Origin of the sequence: Saccharomonospora marina XMU15 (assembly GCF_000244955.1) — a bacterium.
GTDB lineage: Bacteria > Actinomycetota > Actinomycetes > Mycobacteriales > Pseudonocardiaceae > Saccharomonospora_A > Saccharomonospora_A marina.
Window position 1 is genome coordinate 2,256,967 of the sequence record NZ_CM001439.1, and the last position, 25,625, is coordinate 2,282,591.

General features: G+C 69.1%; 24 protein-coding genes. 19 read left to right on the plus strand and 5 right to left on the minus strand.

Annotated elements, in window-relative coordinates; genetic code table 11:
• Window positions 1–11: 11 nt before the first annotated feature.
• The 3 genes from SACMADRAFT_RS10760 to SACMADRAFT_RS10765 all read left to right on the plus strand — a co-directional run bounded on the left by SACMADRAFT_RS10760 (window position 12) and on the right by SACMADRAFT_RS10765 (window position 3,595).
• On the plus strand, window positions 12–209 hold the full coding sequence (locus SACMADRAFT_RS10760; RefSeq protein WP_085977969.1) for a DUF397 domain-containing protein: 198 nt from the start codon (window positions 12–14) through the stop codon (window positions 207–209).
• A 162-nt stretch (window positions 210–371) separates the two neighbouring features.
• Window positions 372–539 carry a hypothetical protein gene (locus tag SACMADRAFT_RS29890; protein WP_009153842.1) on the plus strand — a complete coding sequence of 56 codons (168 nt, stop codon included), beginning with the start codon at window positions 372–374 and terminating at the stop codon, window positions 537–539.
• A 44-nt stretch (window positions 540–583) separates the two neighbouring features.
• Window positions 584–3,595 (plus strand): helix-turn-helix transcriptional regulator, encoded by a 3,012-nt coding sequence (locus SACMADRAFT_RS10765; protein ID WP_009153843.1) that lies wholly within the window; start codon window positions 584–586, stop codon window positions 3,593–3,595.
• Between the two features lie 11 nt (window positions 3,596–3,606).
• Here SACMADRAFT_RS10765 and SACMADRAFT_RS10770 read toward each other — a convergent pair whose 3' ends face one another.
• Entirely contained in the window at window positions 3,607–5,208 is a 1,602-nt protein-coding gene (locus SACMADRAFT_RS10770) for a succinic semialdehyde dehydrogenase (RefSeq protein WP_009153844.1), read from the minus strand.
• Window positions 5,209–5,282: 74 nt separating this feature from the next.
• On the minus strand, window positions 5,283–5,894 hold the full coding sequence (locus SACMADRAFT_RS10775) for a TetR/AcrR family transcriptional regulator (RefSeq protein ID WP_009153845.1): 612 nt from the start codon (window positions 5,892–5,894) through the stop codon (window positions 5,283–5,285).
• 115 nt (window positions 5,895–6,009) lie between these two features.
• Between SACMADRAFT_RS10775 and SACMADRAFT_RS10780 the strand changes: the two genes are divergently transcribed.
• The 7 genes from SACMADRAFT_RS10780 to SACMADRAFT_RS10810 all read left to right on the plus strand — a co-directional run bounded on the left by SACMADRAFT_RS10780 (window position 6,010) and on the right by SACMADRAFT_RS10810 (window position 11,250).
• Window positions 6,010–7,131 carry an acyl-CoA dehydrogenase family protein gene (locus tag SACMADRAFT_RS10780; RefSeq protein WP_040926290.1) on the plus strand — a complete coding sequence of 374 codons (1,122 nt, stop codon included), beginning with the start codon at window positions 6,010–6,012 and terminating at the stop codon, window positions 7,129–7,131.
• Between the two features lie 31 nt (window positions 7,132–7,162).
• Window positions 7,163–8,308, plus strand: coding sequence for a CaiB/BaiF CoA transferase family protein (locus tag SACMADRAFT_RS10785; protein WP_009153847.1), 1,146 nt, complete (start codon window positions 7,163–7,165; stop codon window positions 8,306–8,308).
• A 202-nt stretch (window positions 8,309–8,510) separates the two neighbouring features.
• The gene (locus tag SACMADRAFT_RS30335) at window positions 8,511–8,678 is read left to right on the plus strand and encodes a hypothetical protein (protein ID WP_198285956.1); all 168 of its coding nucleotides are present in this window, start codon (window positions 8,511–8,513) and stop codon (window positions 8,676–8,678) included.
• Window positions 8,679–8,991: 313 nt separating this feature from the next.
• A complete protein-coding gene (locus SACMADRAFT_RS10795; protein ID WP_009153849.1) occupies window positions 8,992–9,480 on the plus strand; it encodes a hypothetical protein in 489 nt (162 codons plus the stop codon).
• Between the two features lie 130 nt (window positions 9,481–9,610).
• A complete protein-coding gene (locus SACMADRAFT_RS10800; RefSeq protein WP_083841035.1) occupies window positions 9,611–10,435 on the plus strand; it encodes a lytic transglycosylase domain-containing protein in 825 nt (274 codons plus the stop codon).
• 28 nt (window positions 10,436–10,463) lie between these two features.
• The gene (locus SACMADRAFT_RS10805) at window positions 10,464–10,904 is read left to right on the plus strand and encodes a hypothetical protein (RefSeq protein ID WP_009153851.1); all 441 of its coding nucleotides are present in this window, start codon (window positions 10,464–10,466) and stop codon (window positions 10,902–10,904) included.
• A 1-nt stretch (window position 10,905) separates the two neighbouring features.
• A complete protein-coding gene (locus SACMADRAFT_RS10810) occupies window positions 10,906–11,250 on the plus strand; it encodes a DUF3817 domain-containing protein (RefSeq protein WP_009153852.1) in 345 nt (114 codons plus the stop codon).
• On the opposite strand, the gene SACMADRAFT_RS10815 is transcribed toward SACMADRAFT_RS10810, so the two are convergent.
• From SACMADRAFT_RS10815 to SACMADRAFT_RS10825, 3 genes are read right to left on the minus strand one after another with little or no spacing between them, the layout of a single operon-like run.
• A complete protein-coding gene (locus tag SACMADRAFT_RS10815) occupies window positions 11,216–12,091 on the minus strand; it encodes a spermidine synthase (RefSeq protein WP_009153853.1) in 876 nt (291 codons plus the stop codon). The genes SACMADRAFT_RS10810 and SACMADRAFT_RS10815 overlap by 35 nt on opposite strands.
• Window positions 12,092–12,481 carry an adenosylmethionine decarboxylase gene (gene speD, locus SACMADRAFT_RS10820; RefSeq protein ID WP_009153854.1) on the minus strand — a complete coding sequence of 130 codons (390 nt, stop codon included), beginning with the start codon at window positions 12,479–12,481 and terminating at the stop codon, window positions 12,092–12,094.
• Window positions 12,471–13,637, minus strand: a complete 1,167-nt coding sequence (locus SACMADRAFT_RS10825; RefSeq protein WP_040926291.1) for a type III PLP-dependent enzyme — start codon at window positions 13,635–13,637, stop codon at window positions 12,471–12,473. Before SACMADRAFT_RS10825 ends, speD begins: the two co-directional genes overlap by 11 nt.
• A gap of 190 nt (window positions 13,638–13,827) precedes the next feature.
• Here SACMADRAFT_RS10825 and SACMADRAFT_RS29630 point away from each other — a divergent pair, with 190 nt between their 5' ends.
• The 9 genes from SACMADRAFT_RS29630 to SACMADRAFT_RS10870 all read left to right on the plus strand — a co-directional run bounded on the left by SACMADRAFT_RS29630 (window position 13,828) and on the right by SACMADRAFT_RS10870 (window position 25,620).
• Window positions 13,828–14,049, plus strand: coding sequence for a hypothetical protein (locus SACMADRAFT_RS29630; protein ID WP_157617228.1), 222 nt, complete (start codon window positions 13,828–13,830; stop codon window positions 14,047–14,049).
• A gap of 742 nt (window positions 14,050–14,791) precedes the next feature.
• Entirely contained in the window at window positions 14,792–18,244 is a 3,453-nt protein-coding gene (locus tag SACMADRAFT_RS10835; RefSeq protein ID WP_009153856.1) for a sensor histidine kinase, read from the plus strand.
• Complete coding sequence (locus tag SACMADRAFT_RS10840) at window positions 18,241–18,690, plus strand: roadblock/LC7 domain-containing protein (RefSeq protein ID WP_009153857.1); 450 nt, start codon at window positions 18,241–18,243, stop codon at window positions 18,688–18,690. Before SACMADRAFT_RS10835 ends, SACMADRAFT_RS10840 begins: the two co-directional genes overlap by 4 nt.
• Complete coding sequence (locus SACMADRAFT_RS31370) at window positions 18,687–19,265, plus strand: DUF742 domain-containing protein (RefSeq protein ID WP_408640347.1); 579 nt, start codon at window positions 18,687–18,689, stop codon at window positions 19,263–19,265. Before SACMADRAFT_RS10840 ends, SACMADRAFT_RS31370 begins: the two co-directional genes overlap by 4 nt.
• A complete protein-coding gene (locus SACMADRAFT_RS10850; protein ID WP_009153859.1) occupies window positions 19,246–19,860 on the plus strand; it encodes a GTP-binding protein in 615 nt (204 codons plus the stop codon). Before SACMADRAFT_RS31370 ends, SACMADRAFT_RS10850 begins: the two co-directional genes overlap by 20 nt.
• Window positions 19,861–19,982: 122 nt before the next feature.
• The gene (locus tag SACMADRAFT_RS10855) at window positions 19,983–20,327 is read left to right on the plus strand and encodes a VOC family protein (RefSeq protein WP_009153860.1); all 345 of its coding nucleotides are present in this window, start codon (window positions 19,983–19,985) and stop codon (window positions 20,325–20,327) included.
• Between the two features lie 104 nt (window positions 20,328–20,431).
• Window positions 20,432–23,677, plus strand: a complete 3,246-nt coding sequence (icmF, locus tag SACMADRAFT_RS10860) for a fused isobutyryl-CoA mutase/GTPase IcmF (RefSeq protein ID WP_009153861.1) — start codon at window positions 20,432–20,434, stop codon at window positions 23,675–23,677.
• 64 nt (window positions 23,678–23,741) lie between these two features.
• Window positions 23,742–24,575, plus strand: coding sequence for an LLM class F420-dependent oxidoreductase (locus tag SACMADRAFT_RS10865; protein WP_009153862.1), 834 nt, complete (start codon window positions 23,742–23,744; stop codon window positions 24,573–24,575).
• Window positions 24,576–24,630: 55 nt separating this feature from the next.
• A complete protein-coding gene (locus tag SACMADRAFT_RS10870) occupies window positions 24,631–25,620 on the plus strand; it encodes a TIGR03557 family F420-dependent LLM class oxidoreductase (protein ID WP_009153863.1) in 990 nt (329 codons plus the stop codon).
• Window positions 25,621–25,625: the final 5 nt, after the last annotated feature.

The window sequence follows — 25,625 nt, forward strand, 5'->3', positions numbered from 1 at the left end:
TCGTGACCGACATGGAGCTATCCGGCCTGACGTGGCGAAAGAGCAGCTACAGTGGCGGCGGCAACGACTGCGTCGAGGTCGCTTTCACCGGTGACGGGGCCGCGTTGCGCGACTCGAAGAACCCCACAGCGGGTGCGCTGGCGGTCCCGGCGGCTGAATGGGACGTCCTGCTCGAGGCCGCGCGGGCGGGTGTGTTGAACCCGCACTGACCTCTCGCTCGATCGTCACGGACCCCTTACCCGTGGTCTTCCCTGCTCGGCCACGGGTAAGGGGTCGAGCCGTCTCAGGCCTGCGTGATCACCCGATGCCACGAGGTACCCCTGCGCACCAGTCTGGAACTCACCACGAACAAGGGTGAGGAGTGACAGGCGATGAGGATGCCAGGAAACCGGGCTTTGGACGCGACGTTGGCCGAGGTCGAGTACCGCACGGAGGAGCTTCGCAAGGCAGGAGGCAGGCGGCGGGCGCACCGCACGGAGCTGCCTGGGCAGCGCGCCGAATCGCAGGAACGCGCTCGCAGCGGGCGAAGGCGGCGTTGACCGTGGGCAAAACCGCTACGGAACTGTCGCGGGTATAGGCGAGAATGCGAGTTGTGCCCCGTCTTGGTTCCGGTATCCCCATCATCGGTCGCGCCGACGAGTTGTCGCGGTTGCGAGCCGCGTTCGCTCGCGCGCTGCAGGCGAGGGCCGCGGGGGTGTTGCTGGCGGGCGACGCGGGCGTCGGCAAGACCAGGGTGCTCACCGAACTGGCCGAGCACGCGGCCACCAACGGGGCATTGGTGCTGACCGGCCGCTGCATCGACATCAAGGAGGGCGGACTGCCCTACCTGCCCTTCGCGGAGGCACTCGCCACGCTCACCGCGACCGACGACGAGGCGGTGGCGGGCGCGGTCGCGGCACGACCCGCGCTCGCCAGGCTGCTGCCCGCGCAGCCGGGGCAGGCAAGCGCCGGGCGGGGGCCCGGGTACGCCTCGGCGGCGGACGACGAGGCCGGGCGGGTGTACGCCGAGCAGGACCTCGGACAGTTGCAGCTGTTCGACGCCGTGCTGGGAACACTGGCCGAGTTGTCCACGCACCGGCCCGTGCTGCTGATACTGGAAGACCTGCATTGGGCAGACCGGTCCACCCGCAACCTGGTGTCGTTCCTGCTGTCCCGGCTGGCGGATCAGCGGCTGCTCGTGGTCGGCAGCTACCGGGAGGAAGACGTCCACCGGCGGCATCCGCTGCGTGGCCTGCTCGCCGAACTGGTGCGACTGCCCGCGGTCGAGCGGGTGGAACTGTCGGCGTTCACCTCGCACGATGCGCGGGCGTTCGTGGCGGCGCTGGCCGATGCGCCGTTGCCCGAGCATGTGATGGACAGTGTGGTGTCCCGGTCGCAGGGCAACCCGTTCTTCGTCGAGGAACTGCTGGCGTCGGGAACCGACTGCGACGGGACCGACCTGCCGTCCGGATTGGCCGAGGTGTTGCTGGCGCGGCTGGAGCGGCTGGCACCGGACACCCGCAGTGTCTTGCGTGCGGTGGCGGTGGCGAGCGAGGCGGTGAGCCATGCCGCGCTCGCCGAGGTGTGCGGCCTGGACGAGCTGCGGTTGGAGGAGGCACTGCGCGAGGCGGTGCAGCACCACGTACTGGTTGTCGAACGCGGCTGCTACCTGTTCCGGCACGCGTTGCAGCGTGAAGCGGTCTACGGTGATCTGCTGCCGGGGGAGCGGGTCCGGATGCACGCGGCCTACGCGAGCAGGTTGCGGTCGGCGCCGCAGGAGCGCGGCGCGGAGGCCAAGCTCGCCTACCACAGCCTGGAGAGCAAGGATTTCGCCACGGCGCTGGACGCCTTGTTGCGTGCTGCCGACGAGGCGGACAAGATCGGCGCCCCCGGCGCAGGGCTGCGGCATGTCGAACAGGCACTGGAGATCTGGGCTGCCGTTCCGCCGCGCCAGCGACCCGGCGATCGCGACGAGCTGGGTCTGCTGCTGCAGGCTTCCTATTTCGCAGGCACGTCGGGGGAACCGGAGCGGGCGATCGCGTTCGCGCGTTCGGCGGTGGACTCGCTCGGACCACAGGTCGCACCCCGGCGTGCCGCGATGGTGTGGCGCAGGCTCGCCGAAGCCCTTGTGGTGCTCGACAGCACCTTCACGGAGGCGGAGGAAGCGATCGCGAGGGCGTGGGAACTCCTCGCCGATGCCGAGCCGAGCGCCGACCGCGCCTGGGTTTTCGCCACCAGGGCGCAGATTCTTCGCGGCATGGAGCGCTTCGACGAGGCCGCGGCCAGCGCTCGCACCGCGGTCGCGGACGGCAGGGCAAGTGGCGCCGCCGCACCCGAGGCTTCGGCGCTGGCCACACTGGGCACGCTCGCCGACGCCGACGGCGACGCCGAGCAGGCGCGCCGGTTGCTGGCGGAGGCGGCCCGCAAGGCGCAGGCGGCTGGCGCGGTCGGCACCGAGCTGCGGGCAAGGTACTTCTCCGCGCTCAGCCACGACGACCACGCCGACCTGGTGCCCGCGATGGAGCTGTATCGCCGGGTGGTCGAGCGTGCGGAGGAGTCGGGGCTGCTGTGGAGCACCTACGGTGCCGCCGCCCGTTCACGGCTGGTGTCGTTGCGCTATCTGAGCGGCGACTGGCCGGAAGAGTCCGAACCGGACCGACCGGGCTCGGTGGTGTCCGGTGCGGTGGCCGCGGTACTCAGCTGCCCGTGGAGTCACCTCGCGGTCGCCAGGGGCCGGTTCGCCGAAGCGGAGCGACTGATCGCCGAACTGCGTGGGCAGTGGCGCCACGACATCTGGGTCGCGCTCGCGGCGAGCACGGCAGGCACCGAGCTGGCCTTCTGGCGCGGTGAGTACCGGCGGGCCGCGCTCACCGCAGAGGAGGGCGTCGGCTGGCTGGAGCGGTTGTACGCGCTGGGGTTGGCAGGTGTGCGGGTGGCCACGCTCGGCGCGGAGGCGTGCGTGGCGTGGCTGGCCGATGCCCGCTCGCGCGGTGACAGCGCCGCAGAGGCCGAAGCGGCGGGAATGGGGGCGAGGCTGGTGGAAGTCGCCAGGGGGTGCGCGAGCCGGAGCCGCCCGCGCTCGGGCACACTCGGCCCGGAGGGGCAGGCATGGCTGGCGAGACTGGAGGCCGTTGCCGGTGAGCTGCCGGGAGGCGCGGCCGATCCGGCACTGTGGGCCAAGGCCAGCGAGGCCTTCGGCTACGGCGCTGTCTACGACCAGGCGATGTGCGACTGGCAGCACGCGCGCAGCCTGCTCGCCGAGGGAGAGCCCGTGGCGGCGGCGAGATCGCTGCGGCGGGCTCACGAGGTGGCGGGCAAGCTCGGCGCGGAACCGCTACGCCACGCGGTGGAGACGTTGGCCCGCCGCGCCAGGATCAACCTGGTGGACCAGCCGGTGCGGCATGATCAGGGCAGGGGGCCGCTCACCGAGCGGGAGCACGCGGTGCTGGAGCGCGTCGCACTCGGCCGCACCAACCGGCAGGTGGGTGAGGAGCTCTACATCAGCGAGAAGACGGTGAGCGTGCACCTGTCGCGGGCGATGGCCAAGCTCGGCGCCGCCAGGAGGGCCGAGGCCGTGGCCATCGCCTACGACCGGGGGCTGCTCAACCCGCGGTGAGCCATCCGCGCTCAGCGGCGGGGCAGCCGGGCGAGCAGTCGCATCCCGAGCGTCATCGCCTTGGTCCAGATTCGCGGTGGCAGGCCGGGGAAGGGGCGCAGCCGCATCCCGCGCTGCACGGCGATGGACTGCGACTCGGTGTACTTCAGCAGCCCTTCGGCACCGTTGCGGCGGCCGACGCCTGACTCCTTCATGCCGCCCATCGGAAGGCCCACCGTGCCGAACGTGGCGGCGTAGCCCTCGTTCACGTTCACCGTGCCCGCCTTCAGCCTCGCGGCGACCTCCCGGCCCCGCCTGCCGTCGCGTGACCACACACTCGCGTTGAGCCCGAACACGGTGTCGTTGGCACGCTCGACGGCATCGTCGATGTCGCGGTAGCGGTAGACCGACACCACCGGCCCGAAGGTCTCCTCGGCGAACACCTTCGCCGCCCGCGGCACGTTGGTGAGGATCGTGGGCTCGTAGAACAGCGGGCCGATGTCGGGCCGGGCCCTGCCTCCGGTGACCACGGTGGCGCCGTGCGCGCGTGCGTCGTCGACGTGTGCCGAGACCGCCCGTAGCTGGTCGGCCGAGGTGAGCGAACCCATGTCCGTGCGGTAGTCGAGGGTGCCACCCAGCCGCAGGGCTTCGGTACGCCGTGCGAAGGCGGCGACGAACTCCTCGGCGATGCTGTCGTGCACGTAGACCCGCTCCACGGACACGCACAGCTGACCCGCGGAGGAGAAGCACGCCGCGACCGCGCCCGCTGCGGCCTTGGCGACGTCGGCGTCCGGCAGCACGAGCATCGGGTTCTTGCCGCCGAGTTCCAGCGAGTAGCCGGTGAGCCGTTGCGCGATCCGCCCCGCCAGCCGCTTGCCTGTCGGGGTCGAGCCGGTGAAGCAGACGTAGTCGGGCTCTTCGACCAGCGCGTCGCCGATCTGTGAGCCCCTGCCGAGCACGATCTGCCATGCCTGCGGCGGCAACCCGGCGGCGCAGGCCAGTTCGTGCAACCACAGCGCCGAAAGGGCGGTCTGGTTGTCCGGCTTCTGCACCACGGTGTTGCCCGCCAGCAGCGCGGGCAACACGTCCATCGCGGTCAGCGCCAGCGGGTAGTTCCACGGTGAGATCACGCCCACCACGCCTTTGGGATGGTGCAGTTGCCCGGCCCTGGTCAGCAGCGGCAGCACCCCGGCCACCCTGCGCGGGGACAGAATGGCCGGCCCGTGCTTGCCGTAGTAGGCGGCGACGAGCGCGGTCGCGCTGATCTCGTCGAAGGCGTCGAGCCTGGACTTGCCCGCTTCGACCTGCACGAGATCGAGCGCCTCTGCCTGGTTGCCGAGCACGAGGTCGTGCAGGCGTCGCAGCACCCGCGCCCGCTCCCGGACCGGACGGCCTGCCCATGCCCGCTGCGCCTCGCGGGCGCGTTCGAACGCGGCGCGCACCTCCTGCTCGGTGGCCTGCGGCAGGGTGGCGGTGGTCAGTCCGGTGAACGGGGCCTTCAACTCGATGGGCGCGTTGTGCCTGCCGCCCACGGCGCGGCCTGCCAACTCGGTGGCTCTGCTCGTGCGTGGTGCGCCTGGCACCCCGCCGATCGTGGCTGGTCGCGACGGTTTCACCGGTGTCGTGCTCGTCATGGCACCTCCGAGAGCCCGGTTGTTACTCATCAGTAGTAGAACATACCGTCAGTACGGCGGGCGCCCCGGTCGGCTCAGCGGGCGTACAGCGTGGTCGCGATCCGCTTCCATTCCTCCAGTAGCTGCGCCCTGCGCTGCGGGTCGCCTCCGAGTTCGGCGTCCAGCGCCAGTCCTCGGGTGAGGTTCACGGTGAGCCAGTACAGCATCTCCAGGTTCTGCCTCGGCAGGTCGCCGGACAGCGTGGCGAGGTCTTCCAGTGTCGAGCGGCCGAGCGCGCGGTCGACGGGACGCATTGCCTCCCGAAGCTCGGCGTCGGTGCGTGCGGCCACCCACAGTTCCATCGCCGCGCTGGCGAGGGTGCCCGAGTACGCGCGCCACAGCAGGTCGATCGCCGCGGCCACGCGTGCGGGCCCGTCCGGCAGGCTCTCGGCATCCGGCGTGCGCTGTTGCTTGAGCTTGGTCGCAAGGTGCTCGACCGCCGCGGCCATCAGTTGCGCCTTGCCCGCGAAGTGGTGTTGCGCCGCGCCCTTGGACACTCCCGCCCGCGAGCAGATCTCCTGCATCGACGAGCGCGCGTAGCCGAGCTCGACAAGGCAGTCGATCGTCGCGTCGAGCAGTGCCGCGCGGGTCTCGGCACGGCGTTGCGCCTGCGTGCGGTGTCCGCGTTCTCGCGTCGTCACGGCCATTCCCTTTACCCGTCGGCTGGACCGATGTACATTCCGGGTAGAACTTACCTTCCATTCGTAATGTTTTCCAGTCCCAGGAGGCACCGTGGCGCTCACCATCCAGAGAAGCTCGTGGATGAACGAGGAACTCGACGACTTCCGCGACCTGGCGAGGAGTTTCTGCGTCAAGGAGCTCGCTGGGAACCAGGAGCGGTGGATGGCCCAGAAGCAGATCGACCGCGAGGTATGGACCAAGGCGGGAGAGGTGGGCCTGCTCGCACTGTCCATTCCGGAGGAATACGGCGGCGGTGGTGGTACCTTCGCGCACGAGGCCGTGCTCTACGAGGAGCAGGCCCGCAGCGGTGACGGCGCGTGGGGTGTGTCCGTCCACAACGGAATCGTCGCGCACTACCTGCTCGCCTACGCGAGCGAGGAGCGCAAGCGGGAGTGGCTGCCGAAGCTGGCCAGCGGTGAGTACGTCGGCGCCATCGCGATGACCGAGCCGGGTACCGGCTCCGACCTGCAGGGCATCAAGACCCGTGCGGTGCGCGACGGCGACCACTACGTCATCAACGGTTCCAAGACCTTCATCACCAACGGCGCGCACGCCGACATCGTCGTCGTCGCGGTGAAGACCGACCCCGAGGCGGGAGCCAAGGGAGTCTCGCTGATCGCGGTCGAGACCTCCACTCCGGGCTTTCGGCGGGGCCGGGTGCTGGACAAGGTCGGTCTGCGCGGCCAGGACACCGCCGAGTTGTTCTTCGACGACGTCCGCGTGCCGACGCAGAACCTGCTCGGCGAGGAGGAAGGCCGTGGCTTCATCCAGTTGATGGAGCAGCTGCCGCAGGAGCGGCTCATCATCGCCGTCACCGCGGTCGCGGGCATGGAGGGCGCGGTGGACAAGACCATCGAGTACACCAAGGAACGCACCGCGTTCGGGAGGCCGATCTTCGGCTTCCAGAACACCAAGTTCAAGCTCGCCGAGGCCGCCACCGAAGCGGCGGTGTCGCGGGCCTTCCTCGACCAGTGCATCGAGCGGCACCTGCGGGGAGAACTCGACGTGCAGGGTGCCGCCATGGCGAAGCTGTGGACCACGGAGCGGGTCAACAAGGTGATCGACGAGTGCGTCCAGTTGTTCGGCGGCTACGGCTACATGACGGAGTACCCGATCGCGAGGGCGTGGGCCGACGTGCGGATCTCGCGGATCTTCGGCGGCACCAGCGAGATCATGAAGGACATCATCTCCCGCACGCTGTGAGGCGAGGCGGCACCAGGAAGGGATTCTGTCGATGAACGCTGGTCCGCTGAGCGGGCTGAAGGTGATCGAACTCGCCGGGCTCGCGCCCGCCCCGTTCGCCTGCACGATCCTCGCCGACCTCGGCGCCGACGTGATCAGGGTGGACAGGGCTGCTCCCGGCGAGGACGTGCTGGGAATGCCCTACGACCCGTTGCTGCGCAGCCGCAGGACCATCGGCGTGAACACCAAGACCGCCGAGGGCGTGGAACTGGTGCTGAGGCTCGCCGAGCGGGCCGACGTGCTCGTCGAGGGCTTCCGGCCCGGTGTCGCGGAGCGGATGGGCCTTGGGCCGCAACAGGTACACGCCCGCAACCCGCGGCTGGTCTACGGCCGGATCACCGGCTGGGGCCAGGACGGTCCGCTGGCGCCCAGGGCGGGGCACGACATCAACTATCTCGGTCTGTCGGGGGCGCTGCATGCCATCGGCAGGGCCGGAGAGCGGCCGCTGCCGCCGGTGAACTTCCTCGCCGACTTCGGCGGTGGCGGGCTCTTCCTCGCGATGGGCGTGCTCGCCGCACTGTTCGAGCGGGCTTGCTCAGGTCAGGGCCAGGTGGTGGACGCCTCGATGGTCGACGGTGCGGCGCTGCTGACCACGCACCTGCACGGGTTGCGGGCGAGCGGGCTGTGGGACGGCGAGCGCGGCGAGAACATGCTCGACACCGGTGCGCCCTTCTACGACACCTACGAGACCGCTGACGGCAAGTACGTCGCCGTCGGTGCACTCGAGATGCGGTTCTGGGCGGCGTTGGTGCGGGTGCTCGGGCTGGAGGACGAGGAGTTGCCCAACCACCTCGACAAGCGGGAATGGCCCCGGTTGCGGGAGATACTCAGCGAGACCATCGGCAAGTACACCAGGGACGAGTTGGTGGCCAAAGCCGAGGGCACCGACGCGTGCCTGACGCCGGTGTTGTCCCCGTGGGAGGCGGCCTCGCACCCGCACAACGAGGCGCGAGGCACGTTCGTGGAGGTCGACGGCGTCGTGCAACCCGCGCCGGGGCCGAAGTTCGACCGCACTCCGGCGCCCGCACCGGTGCCGCCGCACGAGAAGGGCGCGGATACGGCGGCCGTGCTGTCGGAGGAACTCGGGCTCGCCGACGACGAGATCGAGCGGCTTCGCGGCGCGGGCGCGGTGAACTGAGGGCGGCGTGTCGTGACGGTCCAGCGCGGCATGGCGGCCTAGAGTCTCGGGGGTCACGCGAACACGGGCGGTCACCGGCTCTTGTCGGGATTGCCTCTTCGCGTGCCTACCCGCCGAAATCTCGTCCTGTTCCGGCAAGATGAGGTGTCGGCGGGTGGTGCGATACCACCACACGCCGCCCAACATCGGATGGGATGGAGCCATGTCGCCGGGTCTGAAGAAGGTACTGATCTTCGGCCTCGTCGCGCTCGTCTTGTTCTTCCTGATCACCCGCCCGACCGAGTCGGCGGAGGCCGTCCGGGCCGCGCTCGGCTGGTTGCAGGACGGGGCCGAGGCCATCGTGACGTTCGTGCAGAGCTTGTTCGCCTGAATACCCATCGCGAGGACCGGCACCGCACCGCGGTGCCGGTCCTCGCGCTGCCGAAAAGCGCTACAGCTACTCAGTGTTATGGCTGGTGGTGAATTCGCCGTCAGGCTGGGCCAACCGGGTGGATTACCGAGGTGAAGGCGCTGGTCAACGAATTCCTCGCTCGAAGGGTCTGGCGAAGCTCGGGCCCGCTCTCCTACGGTGCTCACATTGCGTGATCGAGCAGGTACCTGACCGGTCACGTTCCTACATCTCGAACAACGTTGCTCGACAGTCTTTGCACCAACCACAGCAGTGCGTTGTAGAGGAGGCAGGGATGCGAGATCCCGGAGTTGACGCGGTGATCCGGCAGTGGGCGGCCGAGCGCGAGCAGAACGCGGAGGACCGGGAGGTCCACCGCATCGCCTCCACCTGGCTGGCCGAGGCTCCGCGGTCCGCGCCGGGTATCCCGGGGCAGCGGCGCGAGAGCGGCCCGCAGCGCTGGGCGCCGGTGGACGTCGCGGACCCGGGATATCTCGAAGCGATGCGGCAGCGCCTTCCCGAAGCGCCGCTGGAACTGCTGACGGCCGCCGCGGGATGGTGGCAGATGATCGGTGACGTCGAAGAAGCCAAGGCGTGGTGGGACGCCGGAATCAGCCCACTGGACCAGCGTGCGCTCGACTACCGGGCCGCCGGGCTGACGCCCGCCGACCTCGGCAGGCGGCTCGGCCCGCTGACGGTGCTGGAGCACCTTCGTCGCGGCAGCGCTCCCGCCTGGTGTGTGGCGCGCCTCGCGCGGCAGCAGCAGCGTCGCGACGCGAGCTGACCTGATCGACGACGGTGCCGCGGGCGATGTGACGGCCACGCCGTAACGTATGCCCGCGGTACGTCGTTGTCGAGAAGGTCGGTAATCGGGTCGGGTGGAGGGCCAGGCGGTGCACGAACCGCGGACACGCATGGCGAGTCGAAGCGGGCGGGCGGCTTTGGTCCGCCTCGCGATCGTGGTGGCGGTACTCGCCGTCGCGGCGGGCGGAGTGTGGCTCGTCGCCCGCGCCGCCAGCCCACAGGCGGGCCCGACCACGACTGACATCCCGGCGCTGGACGTGCGACCCGCCGACGTCGAACCTGGTTCGGTCGCACCTGCCACCGACCACATCACCGACCGCAACAGTGGCAGGGCCGGTGGCGGTCAGGCCAGCGCCCCCGGTGCCAACCCGCTGCTTGATTGGGCTCGTACCACCTCGGCCGCCACCGCGGTGCCGCAACGGGCACTGCTGGCGTACGGCAACGCCGAGCTGGTGATGCGAGAGCACCAGCCCAGCTGCAGGTTGTCCTGGGCGACGCTGGCGGGGATCGGACGTGTCGAGTCCAACCACGGCCGCTACGGCGGCGCGACGCTCGGTGAGAACGGCAGGCCGTCGAAGCCGATCATCGGTATCCCGCTCGACGGCTCCGAGGGAGTCAAGGCGATCCTGGACACCGACGGCGGCAGGCTCGACGGTGACGTCCGACACGATCGGGCCGTGGGGCCCATGCAATTCATTCCGAGCACCTGGCTGCGGCACGGCACCGACGCCTCCGGTGACGGCCTGGCGGACCCGCAACAGATCGACGACGCGGCACTGTCCGCCGCGCGCTACCTGTGCTCGGGTGGAAGGGACATGTCAACCGCCGACGGCTGGTGGTCGGGCGTCATGTCCTACAACAACTCCACCGAGTACGCGCGCAAGGTTTTCGGTCTCGCCGAGGACTACGCGACCGCCGTCAGGCAAGCCAGGTAACGCCACCGCTCACCGGGCATGGGCAAAGATGCCCGCGACGGGTGCTAGCGTCGAAGGCGTGTCCAAGCGCTCGACCGTAACCCGTGGGCTGGCGATCGCCGCCGTCTGCGTACTCGGCCTCGTGGCCGGCATCGGGCTGGCGTGGTGGCAGTGGGATCGCTACTCCTCGGCAGGCGGCACGTTCCAGAATCTCGGTTACGTGTTGCAGTGGCCGCTGTTCGGCCTCTTCCCGTTGTTCATGGTGTGGCGGATGCGCAGGCTGCGGCAGCGGGCCGACCAGGAGCGGACCGAGACGCAGCCATCCTCCGGCGCGGCCGAGCCGAGGCAGCAGCGGAAGGCCGGTGTGCCGATCACGGCATCGGCGCGATCGGTCGCTGCCACCGGGCCCGTCGAGCCCGCCGACGACGAACTTGCCGCCTACAACAGATACCTGGCGGAGTTGAACGCTCGAGATCGCGAGGGGAACTGACATGGTGACGACCGACCGTGACAAGGTGGCGGCGACCACGAACCTGCGCGCACCGTTGCTGCGCTTCCGGGTCGCCGCCTTCGTCACCGGCATCGGACTGCTCGGACTCGTGGCCGTGATGGTGCTGCGCTACGGCTTCGACAACCCCGAGCCTTCCGCCGTGTACTCGCCCATCCACGGCGTGATCTACATGGTCTACCTCGTGCTGGCTGTCGACCTGGCGCTGAAGGCGCGGTGGTCGGTGAAGGGCACCATCGGGGTGTTGCTCGCAGGCTGCGTGCCCCTGCTGTCCTTCGTCGCCGAGCGGGCTGTCACGCGCCGGGTGCTGGCGGGCCGCAAGCTGTAGTCCGCACCGAGTACGGCGGCACGGTGGCGCCGCGCAGCGTGTCGGCGTCTATCGAACGGGGCCGGTAGCTCACCTGCGACAACCGTTCGATCATGCGGTCAACCGGCGCGTCGACGCGGTCGGGCCTGCCGGAAAGGAACGCCCACTCGTGCTCGTCGGAACCGAAGTAGACGACCGTGTCGAAGATGTCGCCGAACCGCTTCCACGCCGCCAGCAACGTGTCGTTGCGCCACAGCGTCGGGCATCCCGCCTGACACACCACCACGCCGCCGGGGCTGAGCAGGTCGCTACATCGGCGCAGGAAGTCCTCGCCGTAGAGCCGGTTGTGCTGCGCGGCGGGATCGGTGTTCTCATCGGGGAGATCGATGACCACCACGTCGTAGCGCTGCTGCGTGGTTTCGAGGAACTCCCAGCCGTCGCGGTAGTGCATGCGCACCTCGCCGTCGCCTTGCTCGGCCCGCGCCAGCTCGGTTTCGGAGTAGCCGTAGGGCAGGTGTCGCGCACAGGCGCGCACAGTATCGCGATCGATGTCGACATGGTCGACCAACTCGGCTCCGAACGCGACCGCGAGCTGACTGGCGACCCCTTCGCTCGAGCCGATGACGAGCACCCGGTCGAGGTTGTCGGCGAGCAACATCCCGGGCACCATCAGCGCCTCGTGGTAGACGAGTTGGCTCGCCTCGGTGCTTTGCCGCTCGTCGTCACAGAACAGTGTCACGCCCTGCGCTGTCTTGGCGATGACGACGTGCTGGTAGTCGGTGTGTGTGTCGAGAATGGTGCCGGACAGTTCCCATACCCGGGAAAGGCCCGGGCCGAGGGGTTCGACGATCTGCTCTGACATTCACTTCCCCGCGTTCACGGGCAGCCGCCCGCGCTGAAGTGTCGACATGTTCATCGATCGCGTGCCGAGTGCGTCGGCAAGCAGCCGTACCGCCTCCTGCGGATCGGCCCGATCGCCGCACGTGAAGACGTCGACGAACACCGCGCCGATCTCCGGATAGGTGTGCACCGAAGCATGGGACTCCGAAAGCATGGCCAAAACGGTCACCCCCTGCGGCTCGAAGCGGTGCGCGATCACGTCGCACACCGTCGCGCCCGCCTCGGTCAGCGTGCTCGCCAAGGTGCTCCGCAGGAATTGCTCGTCGTCAAGCAGATGTGGATCGATGCCGTCCAACTCTGCGAGGACGTGCTTGCCGGAAAACACGCCGACCGGTACGAACTCACTCGGCACTGATCAGCCTCCCTTCAGATACGCAGTACGTACGCAATGGTTCGATCCCGTTGAACGCGATCGACGAGTAACTCGCCGTGTACGCGCCCGTCGCGAGGATGTCGATTCGATCGCCCGGCCGCAAGGACAGCGGCAGCCGGTACGGGGTTCGCTGGTAGAGCACGTCGTCACCATCGCACGTCGGCCCCGCGATGATCACAGGCCCGTCCGGTTCGGGGTGATCTCCGACAACTTCCAGCCGGTAGGCGATAGCCTCGTTCTCCGTCTCGGCCAGCCCGTTGTACCTGCCGATGTCCAGGTAGACCCACCGGCGTTCGGATTCCCCCCGCCGGTTGGCCACCAGCACCACCTCGCTGCGGATCAGCCCCGCCGCCCCGACGACGGCCCGCCCCGGTTCGAGCAAGAGTTCCGGTGGTCGCTCGAAGTGCGACCGCAGCGCGGGCAACACCGAGGCGGCGTACTCGTGGGGCGAAGGTGCGGCGGCACGGTAGTCCACGCCGAAGCCACCCCCGATGTTCAGCCTGTTCAGTACCGTGCCGTCGGCCGCGGCCGCTTCGAACACCTTCGCCGCGGTGCCGATGGCCAGTTCCCATGCGCCGGGATCGAGTTGCTGCGAGCCGACGTGGAAGCTCAGGCCCGTGGCTCGCAGACCGAGGTGGGCGGCGCGCGAAAGCAACTCGGCAGCCGATTCGGCGTCACAGCCGAACTTGTGCCCGAACGGGGTGGCCGATTCGGGCCCGTCCACCGCCAGCCGCGCCAGTACCCGCGCGCCCGGCGCGTGCTCGGCGATGTTCTCCAGATCGGCGAGCGAATCGAAGCAGAACTCGTCGACTCCGGCCGAATGTGCGAAGGCGATGTCGGCCGGTTTCTTGATCGGGTTGCCGTAGGAAATGGACCGCGGCCGGGCCCCTGCCGCCAGACAGAGCCTGATCTCGGCCGGGCTCGCCACGTCGAAGCTCGCCCCTTCGCCGACAAGTGCCCTCAGCACCGCCGCGGCCGGATTCGCCTTCACCGCGTACTGGATGCGGGCGCCGGGGAAAGCATCGGCCAGGCAGCGGTAGCTGTCCAGTACCGTGTCGATGTCGATCACCAGACACGGGGTCGGCGGGTCGTGCTCGGCGAGGAAGGCGCGGATTCTGCCCACCGTAGGGCTCACCGGGTTCACCGTGTTCACACCTGTGAGGGTCCCAGGCCGGCGGTTCGAGGTCGCGACCACCTCGGCCCTCGGTTGCCCGCGAATCGGTATTCGGCGTTCGGCCCGGTGAGTCCGATCGCGAATCCCGCGACATTTGTTGCGGCGGTTGTTTCGATTTCCGGTCCGCGAATACGCCGCGATTGAAGCCGCGGTGGCGGCCGCGATTGCGGCCGCGGTGGCGCGGCTTCGCGTACGGGGCCTGCCGACCGTGCGCGCCCGGCAGGCAGGCCCGTTCGGCATGCGGACAGCGGCGTGGATCGTGGGCTGCGGCCTGTCGGCATCCGTGCGCGACGGCGTGGTGTCGGTGGGTGACCCGCTGTGGGCCTTGCCACGCCGTCGTTCTACGCTGAGTAACACCCGGCCGGGGGTGTGACCTACCGCCGCCGGGCTTGCCCCTCCCTCACCCGGACGCGACGTCCTTGTGAAGACCCCCTGCTCAAGGCCGAGATCTGGTGAGGAAGCACCTGGGTTGATCGAGGTTGTGGTGCCACATGATCGTGCGCATTTTGCAGTTCGCACTCCACCCTGACGTCACCTGCCATGCCGCCGATGGGTGACCTTGCCATGGTGTCTTGGGCTTTGTGGGTGATGCTTGATGGGTGTTGCCGGATGAATGCGGTAACCGAATTGCGGCCTCGCGTCGCGGACGCGGCTAATCGCGGTGCTCGAGGCCCTGTCGAAACGACATTTTCGCTGGTCAACGGCGGCGTCTCGAGAAGATTTGGCAAGTACCCGATTGGTGTACGCTTTCTTCACCCCGACCGACGTCAGTGGCGTCAATTGGGTGCGGCAACGCCGTGGTCGTGGAGCCGTCGCAGGCCGGTGAGCTCCGATGCTCGGCCGCCGTGCGGCAGCCGCTCACCGGCGTTGACGATCGGTGCAGGTGAGCGCGGCCCGGGTGCAGGGCGCCTACCCACGGGGCAGGCGGTGACAGCGCCGACGGTGACAGCGGTGACAAACGTGAAAGGCCGAGAGTGTTCGGCGAAGGCGACGAGGGTGGGTATGCGCACGTTGCGTGACTGGTCGCGAAGCAGAGCGCGGCCCGGGCCGTCCGGGTGGGGCGTCTCGGGCCTGCGCCGTGGAACAGCGAGCGATCCGGAAGAGGAGTCACCTTCGTGACCGTTGCAGGAGAAGGCCAGGTGCCCGTCGGACAGCTCCTCGGCCAGGAGCAGCCCAAGCGGTCCAGGCTGCGTGCCTTGCTCCGCTGGCGTGACTGGGGCCTTCCGGCCAAACTCGGCGCCGTCACGCTGATCCCCATCGTGATCGCCCTGGTCCTGGGCGGCATCACCGTCGCGAGCCAGTTGGAGCGCTCCGACCGCTACGAGCGAATCGACGGCATGGCGCGGCTCGAGGCCGCAGGCAGGACACTGCTGGACGGGCTGCAGCGGGAACGCACGCTCACCGCGGAGCTACTCGCCGAAGGGCGTGGCTCCGGCTCGCCGCAACTGCAGGGAATCCGCGCCGAGGTCGACATGGCCGTCTCCCCGGTCACCTCGGCCGCGGCCGAGGTCGAACAGGCGGGCGGTGCCATCGCCGGCCCGCGCAAGGCCGTCGACGAGCAACTCGGCAGGCTCGCGGACCTGCGCAAGCGCGTCGCTGCCGGGCAGGTGGGGCCGATCGAGGCGGTGAACGAATACTCCGGCATCACCACCGCGCTGCTCGACCTGGATTCGGCGCTCGTCGCGGGAATCGGTGACGACGGCACCGGCTCCACCGGCAACGCGCTGCACGACCTGCTCGTGGCACGCGAAGAGCTGTCGATCCAGCAGGCGCTGGTCAGTTACGGCATCAGTCGCAGCGGGCTGGCGCCCAGCGAGGTGAACCAGCTGCGCACCTCCGACGTGCGCCTGAGTGACCGCATCGACGAGTTCCGCGTGTCCGCCACCGAAGGCCAGCGGCAGGACTTCGACAACACCGTGCGTGGCGAGGCCTTCGACCAGTTCGGCCGGGTCGTGGCCGGTGTGCTCGCCCAGCAGGACGTGGGTGGCGACCCCTTCGAGTCCGTCTCGCCGCAGCAGTGGTCGGCCGACGCCTCCGCGGTGTTCGCCGCCATGGGGCGGGTCGCCGACCGGATGGGTTCACAGGTCACCGGCGCGACTGGCGAGCTCGCGGGCGAAGCGTCGACCGGGGTCACGGTGCTGCTCGTCCTGCTCGTCCTCGCCTTCGTGCTGGCGGCGTTCGTGGTGTTCGTGATCACCCGCCAGCTGCTGCGTTCGCTGAAGGTGCTGCGCAACAGCGCGCTGGCCGTCGCCGAGCACGAGCTTCCCGAAGCGGTGCGCTCCATCCAGGAGGGCGGCTCCCGCGAGACCGAGATCAGACCGGTGCCCGTCACCACCAGGGACGAGGTCGGCGAGGTCGCCAGGGCGTTCGACGCGGTTCACAGCGAGGCGCTGCATCTGGCCGCGGAGCAGGCAGGGATGCGTGCGGGCTACGCGAGCGTGTTCGTCAACCTCTCCCGTCGTAGCCAGAGCCTGGTGCAACGCCAACTGGCGCTCATCGAGCGGCTGGAGAGCGACGAGGAGGACCCGGACCAGCTCGCCACGCTGTTCCAGCTCGACCATCTCGCCACGCGCATGCGACGCAACAACGAGAACCTCATGGTGCTGTCCGGTGCGGAACCGGGACGCCGTTCCGGCCAACCGGTCAGTGCCACCGACGTGTTGCGGGCGGCGGTTTCGGAGATCGAGCAGTACAAGCGTGTCGTCGTGGGAACGCCACCGCCGGTGCTCGTGGTAGGCCACGCGGCGGGCGACCTCATCAGGCTCGTCGCCGAGTTGCTGGACAACGCCACGGCGTTCTCCGCGCCCGAGACCCAGGTGACCGTGGCTACCAGGGCCATGGACGACGGCACTCTCTCGATCGACATCATGGACCGCGGCATCGGCATGAACGAGGCCGAGGTCGCCGAGGCGAACGCGCGCCTTTCCGAATCGGGCTCGCTGGACCTGACCACCTCGCGCAGGATGGGCCTGTTCGTGGTCGGCAGGCTCGCGGGAAGGCACGGCTTCGACGTCACCCTGCACGGTGGCAAGGACATCGTGGGTGTCCGCGCCACCGTCACCGTGCCCGCCGACCTGGTGCTGGACGGCGAGGGCCACGTTCAGGAGCCGCAGCAGGCCGGGCCGCCCCACGCCGAGCCGCAGCACGTGCCGCAGCAGGCGCAGGTCGACGGCGGGCCGCTGCCTCGCCGGACCCGCAACGGTGTGTCCCAACCGGGCATGGCGCAGGACCTGGCGGGAGTGGGCGGATCGCGTCGGCCGGCCGGTGATGCCGAGCACGTGCCCGCGCCAACCGACAACGAGGTCTCCGGCACGGCGCTGTTCACACCGATCGAACGCGACGACTCCGGAAACGCACAGCAAGCACCGCAACCCGCCTCGGCGCGGGTACCACAGCAGGCACCACAGCCGGAGTGGCCGGTCGCCGCCGACACCGACCCGCACGAACGCGCCGAGGCCCCACCCCGGATCAACGGCTCGCGGCCGGGTCGGCGCAGGGCCGTGCCCGCCTCCGGTGACAGGGAACTCAGCGGCAGGCAGCTGTTCGAGTCCAACAGCCGGGCCGTGAGCGAGTGGTGGAACGCCGCCGCCACGGCGAGCCCGACGACACCTGCCGAGCCCGCGGGCGCCCAGCACACGGCGGCGCCGGGTGCGGAGGGCTCCCTCAGCGAGGCCCAGCGCCGGGCACGCAAGGCCGTGGTCGACAACGCCGAAACCACCCCGATCTTCGACGAGATGCTCTCGGCGTGGTTTCGCAAGGTCACCGATGCCGAGGCCGATGCGGAACGCCCCGCGCGCAAAAGCTGGGAGTTCGCCGCCGACGAGAGTTGGAAGGCGGTGCAGGAGGTCTCGCAGCGTCCCTCGGCCGCCGACTACACGCAGGCAGGTCTTCCCCGAAGGCGGCGAGGTGAGCAACTGCTGCCGGGCAGCGCCGCACCGCGATCGGCCGCCGCACCGCCTGCCGCCGCGGCTTCCGCACCGCAGGCGCCCGCGCGGGACCCGCAGGACGTGCGCGGCAGGCTCAGCAGTTTCCAGCAGGGCGTCAGCAGGGGCCGCAGGCACAGGGCCGAGCCGGACGACGCTGCCGAGCCGGAGGGTGCCTCGGCACAGTCGCGGCAGTCGCGCTCCGCGGAAGGCGGCGGACAGACCGCTTCCGGGCTGCCGAGGCGGCGGCCGAAGCGGGCCGCGCAGCCCAGCGAGGCCGCCGAGTATGGCGAGGCCGTCGCCGAACCCGAATCCGGCAACGTGACGACCTCCGCGCCACCGGCGTGGGCGTCGTCGGGAGGTTGGGGCCCGGCCGCCGACGAGCGGTGGCAGGCCGTACGCGCGGTGGCGGAGTCGACACCGTCGAGCTACACGGCCGCGGGGCTGCCGAGGCGGCGCCGTGGCGAGCAGTTGCTTCCGGGGAGCGTGGCCCCGGAGGGCGAGCCCGTCGACCGGCCGCGTGTGGAGCGTGACCCCGCCGATGTACGGGGCAGGCTCAGCAGTTTCCAGCAAGGCGTTCGCCGAGGCAGGCACCGGACGGCCCAGGTGAGCGAAAGCGATCACGAAACAGTGGAGGGTGAATGACCGCGCCGGATGGAAACCAGCCGCAGCAGAAGTTCGGATGGCTGGTCAACGACTTCGCCGAGCGGGTACCGGGTGTCGCGCACGCGGTCGTCGTCTCGGCGGACGGCCTGTTGCTCACCGCGTCGAAGCGGTTGCCGCTGGATCGGGCCGACCAGCTCGCCGCGGTGGCCTCAGGGCTCGTCAGCCTCACGCAGGGGGCCGCACGCTGCTTCGAGGCCGGTGCGGTCAACGAGACCGTCGTGGAGATGGAACTCGGTGTCATGGTGCTGATGTCGATCAGCGACGGCTCGTGCCTGGCGGTGCTGGCCGCGCCGAACTGCGATATCGGCCAGGTGGCCTACGAGATGACGTTGCTCGTCGACCGCGTGGGTCAGCTCCTCACGCCCGAGTTGCGCGCCCAGTTGCAGGGCGAGGACGGCTCGAAGGTCGGCGCACCGGTTGGATGATCGGCGCGATGGGCGAGGGTCCGCGACTTCCCGGCGAGGAGCAGCTGAGCGAGCTCGGCGAGCTGCTCGGTGGTTTCGGGCCGGGCGCGGGCCGCGACGTTCGTGGACGAGCAGCTGGCGGGCAACAACCTGGCGCGCGCCGCGCCGCGGCATCCGGTGACCCCCGCCGTGGGGTCGAAACCAACGTAGAGGAGCAGCTTGTGTCGGCCGAAGCCATTCCGTTGCACCCAGCAGAACAGACCGGGTTCGTCCGCCCGTATGCCATCACCGGTGGTAGGACCAAGCCGAATCACCATCTGGAGCTCGAAACACTCGTCTCCACCCGGCAAGCGGCACTGCTGGCGGTGCCCGACCAGATCGAGCATCAGCTGATCATGGAAGAATGTCGCACCCCACATTCGGTCGCCGAGATCGCCGCTATGCTCCGGGTTCCCTTCGGGGTTGCCAGGGTGCTCGTCAGCGACGCGGCGGACGCGGGGTTGGTCAACGTGCACAGGACCATCTCCGGGGACGAAGGCGCCGAGGCGCATTTGCTGTTGATGGAAAGGGTGTTGAGTGGACTCCGTCGGCTATAAGGCACCGCGCGAGACCGAATCGAAAACGATGACGTCGGCCAAGATCGTCGTGGCCGGTGGCTTCGGCGCGGGCAAGACGACGTTCGTCGGCTCGGTGTCGGAGATCGTGCCGTTGAGAACCGAGGCGATGATGACGGACGCGAGCGCCGGCATCGACGACCTCGAGGCGACACCGAACAAGGTGTCCACGACCGTGGCCATGGACTTCGGCAGGGTGTCGCTGGACGAGGACCTGATTTTGTACCTGTTCGGCACACCGGGCCAGCAGCGGTTCTGGTTCATGTGGGACGACCTCGTCCGTGGCGCCATCGGTGCGGTGGTACTCGCCGACACCAGACGACTCGCCGACTCGTTCGCGCCGGTCGACTTCTTCGAGGACAGGGGGCTGCCCTACATCGTGGGTGTCAACACCTTCGACGGTGTGCTCCAGCACGACCTCGCCGACGTGAGGGAGGCGCTGTCGATCGACCAGAGCATCCCGATCGTCCGGTGCGACGCACGAGACCGTGAATCCACCAAGCAGACGCTCATCACGCTGGTGGAGTACGCGATGCGGCAGTGGATCGCGCTGCGTTCGGCGACCGCGTCCTCCTGACCGGCTGAGCGGCCGCATCGTGAACGGGCTTTCTGTCGGAGCCTCTCGCTAGCCTGCGGCAATCAAGTGCGTCCGCGTCGGCGGTGCCTGCGGGGCGGGCGCGAGGCAAGGGGAGGACCGCAGTGACTGCTCCGTCGAACATGGTGACCTGGTTTCAACTGCCCGCGGCCGACACACGCCGCGCGTGGGGCTTCTACGAGGAGGTCTTCGGCTGGAGTGCGCAGCGTTCTCACACGGCGGCACCTCAGCTGGGCGCCGTCCACGGCGAGATCGCCGAGCGCAGCGACGAGTTGCGGCATCCTCGGCTGGTGATCCGGGTCGACGACCTCGCGTCGAGCCTGCGCAGGATCACCGATGCCGGCGGGAGGGTGCTGGTCGAACGCACCGAGATCCCCGCCATCGGGATGGCCTTCGCGACGTTCGTCGACACCGAGGGCAACCAGGTGAACATCGTTTCCGACATGTGAGACGACACTCGCGCCTCGCCGGCTGAATCGATACTGGTCGATGAGAGGCCCATCACGGGTGAAGTTGGTTTTAAAACAGTAGGAAGTAAAAGTATTTTGGGGGTATGACCTCCGATCTGTATCGGCCCGCGCATCCAGTCCGGTTCGTGACCGCCGCGAGTCTCTTCGACGGTCACGACGCCTCGATCAACATCATGCGCCGCATCCTGCAGTCGCAGGGTGCGGAGGTGATCCATCTCGGGCACAACCGCTCGGTCGACGAGGTGGTCACGGCGGCTGTGTCCGAGGACGTGCAGGGCGTGGCGATCAGCGCTTACCAGGGCGGGCACGTCGAGTACTTCAGCTATCTCGTCGAGTCACTGCGGGAGCGCGGCGCCGGGCACGTGCGGGTCTTCGGCGGCGGTGGCGGCGTCATCGTCCGCGAGGAGATCGAACTGCTGCACTCGCGCGGCGTCACACGGATCTTCTCTCCCGACGACGGGCTTCAGCTGGGGCTGCCCGGAATGATCAACTCGATGATCCGGGCCTGCGACGTCGATCTGACCACAACGCAGGCGGGATCGGTCGACACGCTGCTGTCCGGTGATGTGCCGACGCTCGCGCGGGTGATCACTCGCCTGCAGCAGGGTGCGCTGCCCGCCGAGTGGCAGCAGGCCATTGCCGAGGCCGCGGCGAGGCGGACCGCGCCCGTACTGGGCATTACCGGCACCGGTGGTTCCGGCAAGTCGTCGCTCACCGACGAGTTGATCCGACGGTTCCGCCTCGACCAGGAGGACAAGCTCCGCATCGCCGTGCTGGCCATCGACCCGACCCGGCGCAAGGGTGGCGGGGCGCTGCTGGGCGACCGGATCCGGATGAACAGCCTCGGCGGGCTCGACGCCGGGCGGGTGTTCTTCCGCTCGCTGGCCACCCGCAAGGCGGGAGCCGAGATCCCGGAGGGCCTGGACGAGGCCATCCTGGCGTGCAAGGCGGCGGGCTACGACCTGGTGATCGTCGAGACCCCCGGCATCGGGCAGGGCGACGCGGGGATCGTCGACCACGTCGACCACTCGCTGTATGTCATGACGCCGGAATTCGGCGCGGCCTCGCAGCTCGAGAAGATCGACATGCTCGACTTCGCCGATGTCGTGGCGATCAACAAGTTCGAGCGCAGGGGCGCGGAGGATGCTCGCAGGGACGTGGCGCGCCAACTGCTGCGTAACCGGGAGGCGTTCGACAGTTCGCCGGACGACATGCCCGTCTTCGGCACCTGCGCGGCCAAGTTCAACGACGACGGGGTGACCGCGCTCTACCAGCAGCTACGCGACCTGCTGGCAGGTGAAGGGCTTTCGGTGTCGCCCGGCGTGCTGGCGAGGGTCGAGGGCAAGGTCTCCAGCGACACCAGCATGGTGATTCCCGCGCACCGTACCCGCTACCTCGCCGACATCGCCGACACGGTGCGTCGCTATCACGAACGTACCCGCGCGCAGGTCGCCGCCGTCCGCAGGCGCGAGCACCTCGCCGCGGCCCGAGACGAACTCGCGGCCGAGGGTGCCGACACCGCCGCCGTGGAGCGGCTGCTCGCCCGCGCGGAGGCCGCGGTGGACGAGGACACGGCCGCGCTGCTGCGGGACTGGGCCGAGTTGGCGCAGTCCTACCGCGGCGAAGAACTGAGCTTCACCGTGCGCGATCGCGAGATACGCACCTCCCTGTGGCGCGAGACCCTGTCGGGCAACCGGGTGCCGAGGGTCGCGCTGCCACGCTACGGCGACCCCGCCGAGCTCGTTTCGTTCCTGCGCCGCGAGCACCTGCCCGGCTACTTCCCCTACACGGCGGGGGTGTTCCCCTTCAAGCGCGACGGCGAGGACCCGGCGCGGATGTTCGCGGGCGAGGGCGACGCCTTCCGCACCAACCGGCGCTTCAAGTACCTCTCCGCCGAGTCCGAGGCCAAGCGGCTTTCCACCGCGTTCGACTCGGTGACGCTGTACGGCTTCGACCCCGACACGCGCCCGGACATCTACGGCAAGATCGGCACCTCCGGGGTCTCCATCGCCACGCTGGACGACATGAAGGCGCTCTACGACGGCTTCGACCTCACAGCGCCCACCACCTCGGTGTCGATGACGATCAACGGGCCCGCGCCGGCGATACTGGCCTTCTTCCTCAACACGGCCATCGACCAGCGGCTCGATGCCTTCCGCGCCGAACACGGGCGCGAGCCGACGCCGCAGGAGCAGGCCGAGATCCGGGCCTGGACGCTGCGCCAGGTGCGGGGCACGGTGCAGGCCGACATCCTCAAGGAGGACCAGGGGCAAAACACCTGCATCTTCTCCACCGAGTTCTCGCTGCGGATGATGTCCGACATCCAGGAGTGGTTCATCGCCAACAGCGTGCGTAACTTCTACTCGGTGTCGATCTCCGGCTACCACATCGCCGAGGCGGGGGCCAACCCGATCTCGCAGTTGGCGTTCACGCTGGCCAACGGGTTCACCTACGTCGAGTCGTACCTGGCGCGAGGCATGGACGTGGACGACTTCGCGCCCAACCTGTCGTTCTTCTTCTCCAACGGCATGGACGCCGAGTACTCGGTGATGGGCAGAGTCGCACGCCGCATCTGGGCCATCGCGATGCGCGAGCGCTACGGTGCGGGGGAGCGCTCGCAGAAGCTCAAGTACCACATCCAGACCTCGGGTCGGTCGCTGCACGCGCAGGAGATGAGCTTCAACGACATCCGCACCACGTTGCAGGCGCTGTGCGCGCTGTACGACAACGCCAACTCACTGCACACCAACGCCTACGACGAGGCGATCACCACCCCGAGCGAGGCTTCGGTGCGCAGGGCGCTGGCCATCCAGATGATCATCAACCAGGAGTGGGGGGTTTCGAAGAACGAGAACCCGCTGCAGGGCTCGTTCATCATCGACGAACTCACCGATCTGGTCGAGGAAGCGGTGCTGGCCGAGTTCGACCGGATCTCCGCGCGGGGCGGGGTGCTCGGCGCGATGGAGACCGGCTACCAGCGCGGCAAGATCCAGGACGAGTCGATGCGTTACGAGCGGCTCAAGCACGACGGCTCGCTTCCGATCATCGGGGTGAACACCTTCCGCAACCCGCATCCCGAGGAGGACGAGGTCCGGGTGGAGTTGGCCAGGGCCACCGAGGAGCAGAAGCGCTCGCAACTGGACCGGCTGGCCGACTTCCATCGCAGGCACGATGCCGAGGCGCAGCAGGCGCTGAAGCGGTTGCGGGAGGCCGCCACGAAGGGCGAGAACGTGTTCGAGGTGCTGATGGACGCGGCGCGGGTGTGCTCGCTCGGCCAGATCACCGAGGCGTTCTTCGAGGTGGGCGGCCAGTACCGGCGCAACGTGTAGCGAAGTCGTCACCGGATGGTGCCCGCCGGGAACAGACCGGCGGGCACTGGTGGTTGATCAGCACATGAAGTTCGGTATCGCCACGTTCGTGACCGACGAGGGAATCCGCCCGGACGCTCTCGGGGAGGCCGTCGAGGAACGCGGATTCGACTCACTGTTCCTGGCCGAGCACTCCCACATTCCGGCCAGCAGGCAGACTCCCTACCCAGGCGGGGGCGAGTTGCCGAGGAGCTACTACCGCACCTTCGACCCGTTCGTCGCGCTGACCGCGGCTGCCGTCGCGACCCGCGGGCTGCTGCTGGCCACGGGAGTCGCGTTGCTGCCGCAGCGGGATCTCTTCCACACCGCCAAGCAGGTGGCGAGCCTCGACCTGCTCTCCGGCGGCCGTTTTCTGTTCGGCGTCGGTGTCGGCTGGAACCGCGAGGAGATGCGCAACCACGGCACCGACCCGGCCTCGCGCGGCGCCCTGCTGAGCGAGCAACTGTCGGCGCTGAAGGAGATCTGGACGCGCGACGAGGCGCGGTTCCACGGCGAGCACATCGACTTCGACCCCATCTACCAGTGGCCCAAACCAGCCAGCAAGCCCCACCCGCCGATCTACGTCGGCGGCGAGAGCCCCGCGGCCCTCGCCAGGCTCGCCCAGCACGGGAACGGCTGGCTGCCACGGGCGCAGACCACGCCGGAACAGATCCGTTCGGCACTGCGCCTGCTCGCCGAACAGGGCAGGCAGGACGTCTCCGTGACGATCTTCGCGGCAGGCCGCGACAGTGGCCTCATCGAGGGCTGGGCCGAGGCGGGAGTGGAGCGGGTGACGTTCTTCCTGCCGACCAGGCAGAAGGATGACACGCTGCGCCTGCTCGACGAACGCGCCGTGCTGGCGCAGCGGTACCGCGGGTAGGTTTGGTCAGTGGTCCGTACGGCACCACTCGCGTCGACATGGGTTGGAGTTGTCTGTGAGTGAGGTTCAGATCGGCATCGCGGCGGCGCTGGAACAGTTCTCGCCACGCGAGTCCATCGAGTTGGCGGCCCTTGCCGAGCAGCACGGATTCTCCGGACAGATGGCGGCCGACCATTTCCAGCCGTGGGTGCCCGCGCAAGGTCAGGCGTCGTTCGTCTGGAGCGTGCTGGCCTCACTCGCCGAGAACACCACCGGCGACCTCGGGCCCGGTGTGACGTGCCCGTCGTTTCGCCAGCACCCGGCCATGGTGGCGCAGGCGGCGGCGACGCTGGAGGCCACCTACCCCGGCAGGACGTGGCTGGGAATCGGCTCCGGCGAAGCGCTGAACGAGCACGTCATCGGTGGCTACTGGCCGGAGGCCCCCGAGCGGGTGCGGCGGATGTTCGAGGCGCTGGAAATCATCAACAAGTTGTTCACCGGTAAGGACGTCAAGCACAGCGGTGAGTTCTTCAAACTGCACACCACCAGGCTGTGGACGATGCCGGAGGCGCCGCCGCCGATCTACATCGCCTCGGCGGGCCCCTACACCTCGCGCAAGACCGGCGAACTCGCCGACGGCCTGATCACCCCCGGCGCTTCGGTGGAGAAGTTGGCGGGCATCCTCGACAACTTCGGCAAGGGTGCGCGCAAGGCAGGCAAGGACCCCGACAGCATGCCGAAGCTGTTGCAGGTGCATCTCTCCTGGGCCGACACCGACGAGGAGGCCTGGGACAACGCGATGCGGCAGTGGCCCAACGGTGGCATGAAGTTCCCCAAGGCCGACGTGCGTTCACCGTTCGACTTCGAGCAGATGGCCAAGCTGGTGCGGAGGGAGGACTTCGAGGGCCGCATGGTGATCTCGGCGGACCCGGACGTGCATCGGGCCTCGTTGCAGCGCTACATCGACGCCGGGTTCAACCGGATCTACGTGCACAACGTTGGCCGCAACCAACAGCGGTGGCTGGAGGTGTTCGGCAGGGAGGTGCTGCCGAAGCTCACCGCCTGACTGCG

Excerpts from the sequence above, each read along its gene's own strand:
- SACMADRAFT_RS10760 (WP_085977969.1), top strand. The coding sequence starts at position 12 with ATGGAGCTATCCGGCCTGACGTGGCGAAAGAGCAGCTACAGTGGCGGC.
- SACMADRAFT_RS29890 (WP_009153842.1), top strand. The coding sequence starts at position 372 with ATGAGGATGCCAGGAAACCGGGCTTTGGACGCGACGTTGGCCGAGGTC.
- SACMADRAFT_RS10765 (WP_009153843.1), top strand. The coding sequence starts at position 584 with ATGCGAGTTGTGCCCCGTCTTGGTTCCGGTATCCCCATCATCGGTCGC.
- SACMADRAFT_RS10770 (WP_009153844.1), bottom strand. The coding sequence starts at position 5,208 with ATGACGAGCACGACACCGGTGAAACCGTCGCGACCAGCCACGATCGGC.
- SACMADRAFT_RS10775 (WP_009153845.1), bottom strand. The coding sequence starts at position 5,894 with ATGGCCGTGACGACGCGAGAACGCGGACACCGCACGCAGGCGCAACGC.
- SACMADRAFT_RS10780 (WP_040926290.1), top strand. The coding sequence starts at position 6,010 with ATGAACGAGGAACTCGACGACTTCCGCGACCTGGCGAGGAGTTTCTGC.
- SACMADRAFT_RS10785 (WP_009153847.1), top strand. The coding sequence starts at position 7,163 with ATGAACGCTGGTCCGCTGAGCGGGCTGAAGGTGATCGAACTCGCCGGG.
- SACMADRAFT_RS30335 (WP_198285956.1), top strand. The coding sequence starts at position 8,511 with ATGTCGCCGGGTCTGAAGAAGGTACTGATCTTCGGCCTCGTCGCGCTC.
- SACMADRAFT_RS10795 (WP_009153849.1), top strand. The coding sequence starts at position 8,992 with ATGCGAGATCCCGGAGTTGACGCGGTGATCCGGCAGTGGGCGGCCGAG.
- SACMADRAFT_RS10800 (WP_083841035.1), top strand. The coding sequence starts at position 9,611 with ATGGCGAGTCGAAGCGGGCGGGCGGCTTTGGTCCGCCTCGCGATCGTG.
- SACMADRAFT_RS10805 (WP_009153851.1), top strand. The coding sequence starts at position 10,464 with ATGCCCGCGACGGGTGCTAGCGTCGAAGGCGTGTCCAAGCGCTCGACC.
- SACMADRAFT_RS10810 (WP_009153852.1), top strand. The coding sequence starts at position 10,906 with ATGGTGACGACCGACCGTGACAAGGTGGCGGCGACCACGAACCTGCGC.
- SACMADRAFT_RS10815 (WP_009153853.1), bottom strand. The coding sequence starts at position 12,091 with ATGTCAGAGCAGATCGTCGAACCCCTCGGCCCGGGCCTTTCCCGGGTA.
- SACMADRAFT_RS10840 (WP_009153857.1), top strand. The coding sequence starts at position 18,241 with ATGACCGCGCCGGATGGAAACCAGCCGCAGCAGAAGTTCGGATGGCTG.
- SACMADRAFT_RS31370 (WP_408640347.1), top strand. The coding sequence starts at position 18,687 with ATGATCGGCGCGATGGGCGAGGGTCCGCGACTTCCCGGCGAGGAGCAG.
- icmF (WP_009153861.1), top strand. The coding sequence starts at position 20,432 with ATGACCTCCGATCTGTATCGGCCCGCGCATCCAGTCCGGTTCGTGACC.
- SACMADRAFT_RS10865 (WP_009153862.1), top strand. The coding sequence starts at position 23,742 with ATGAAGTTCGGTATCGCCACGTTCGTGACCGACGAGGGAATCCGCCCG.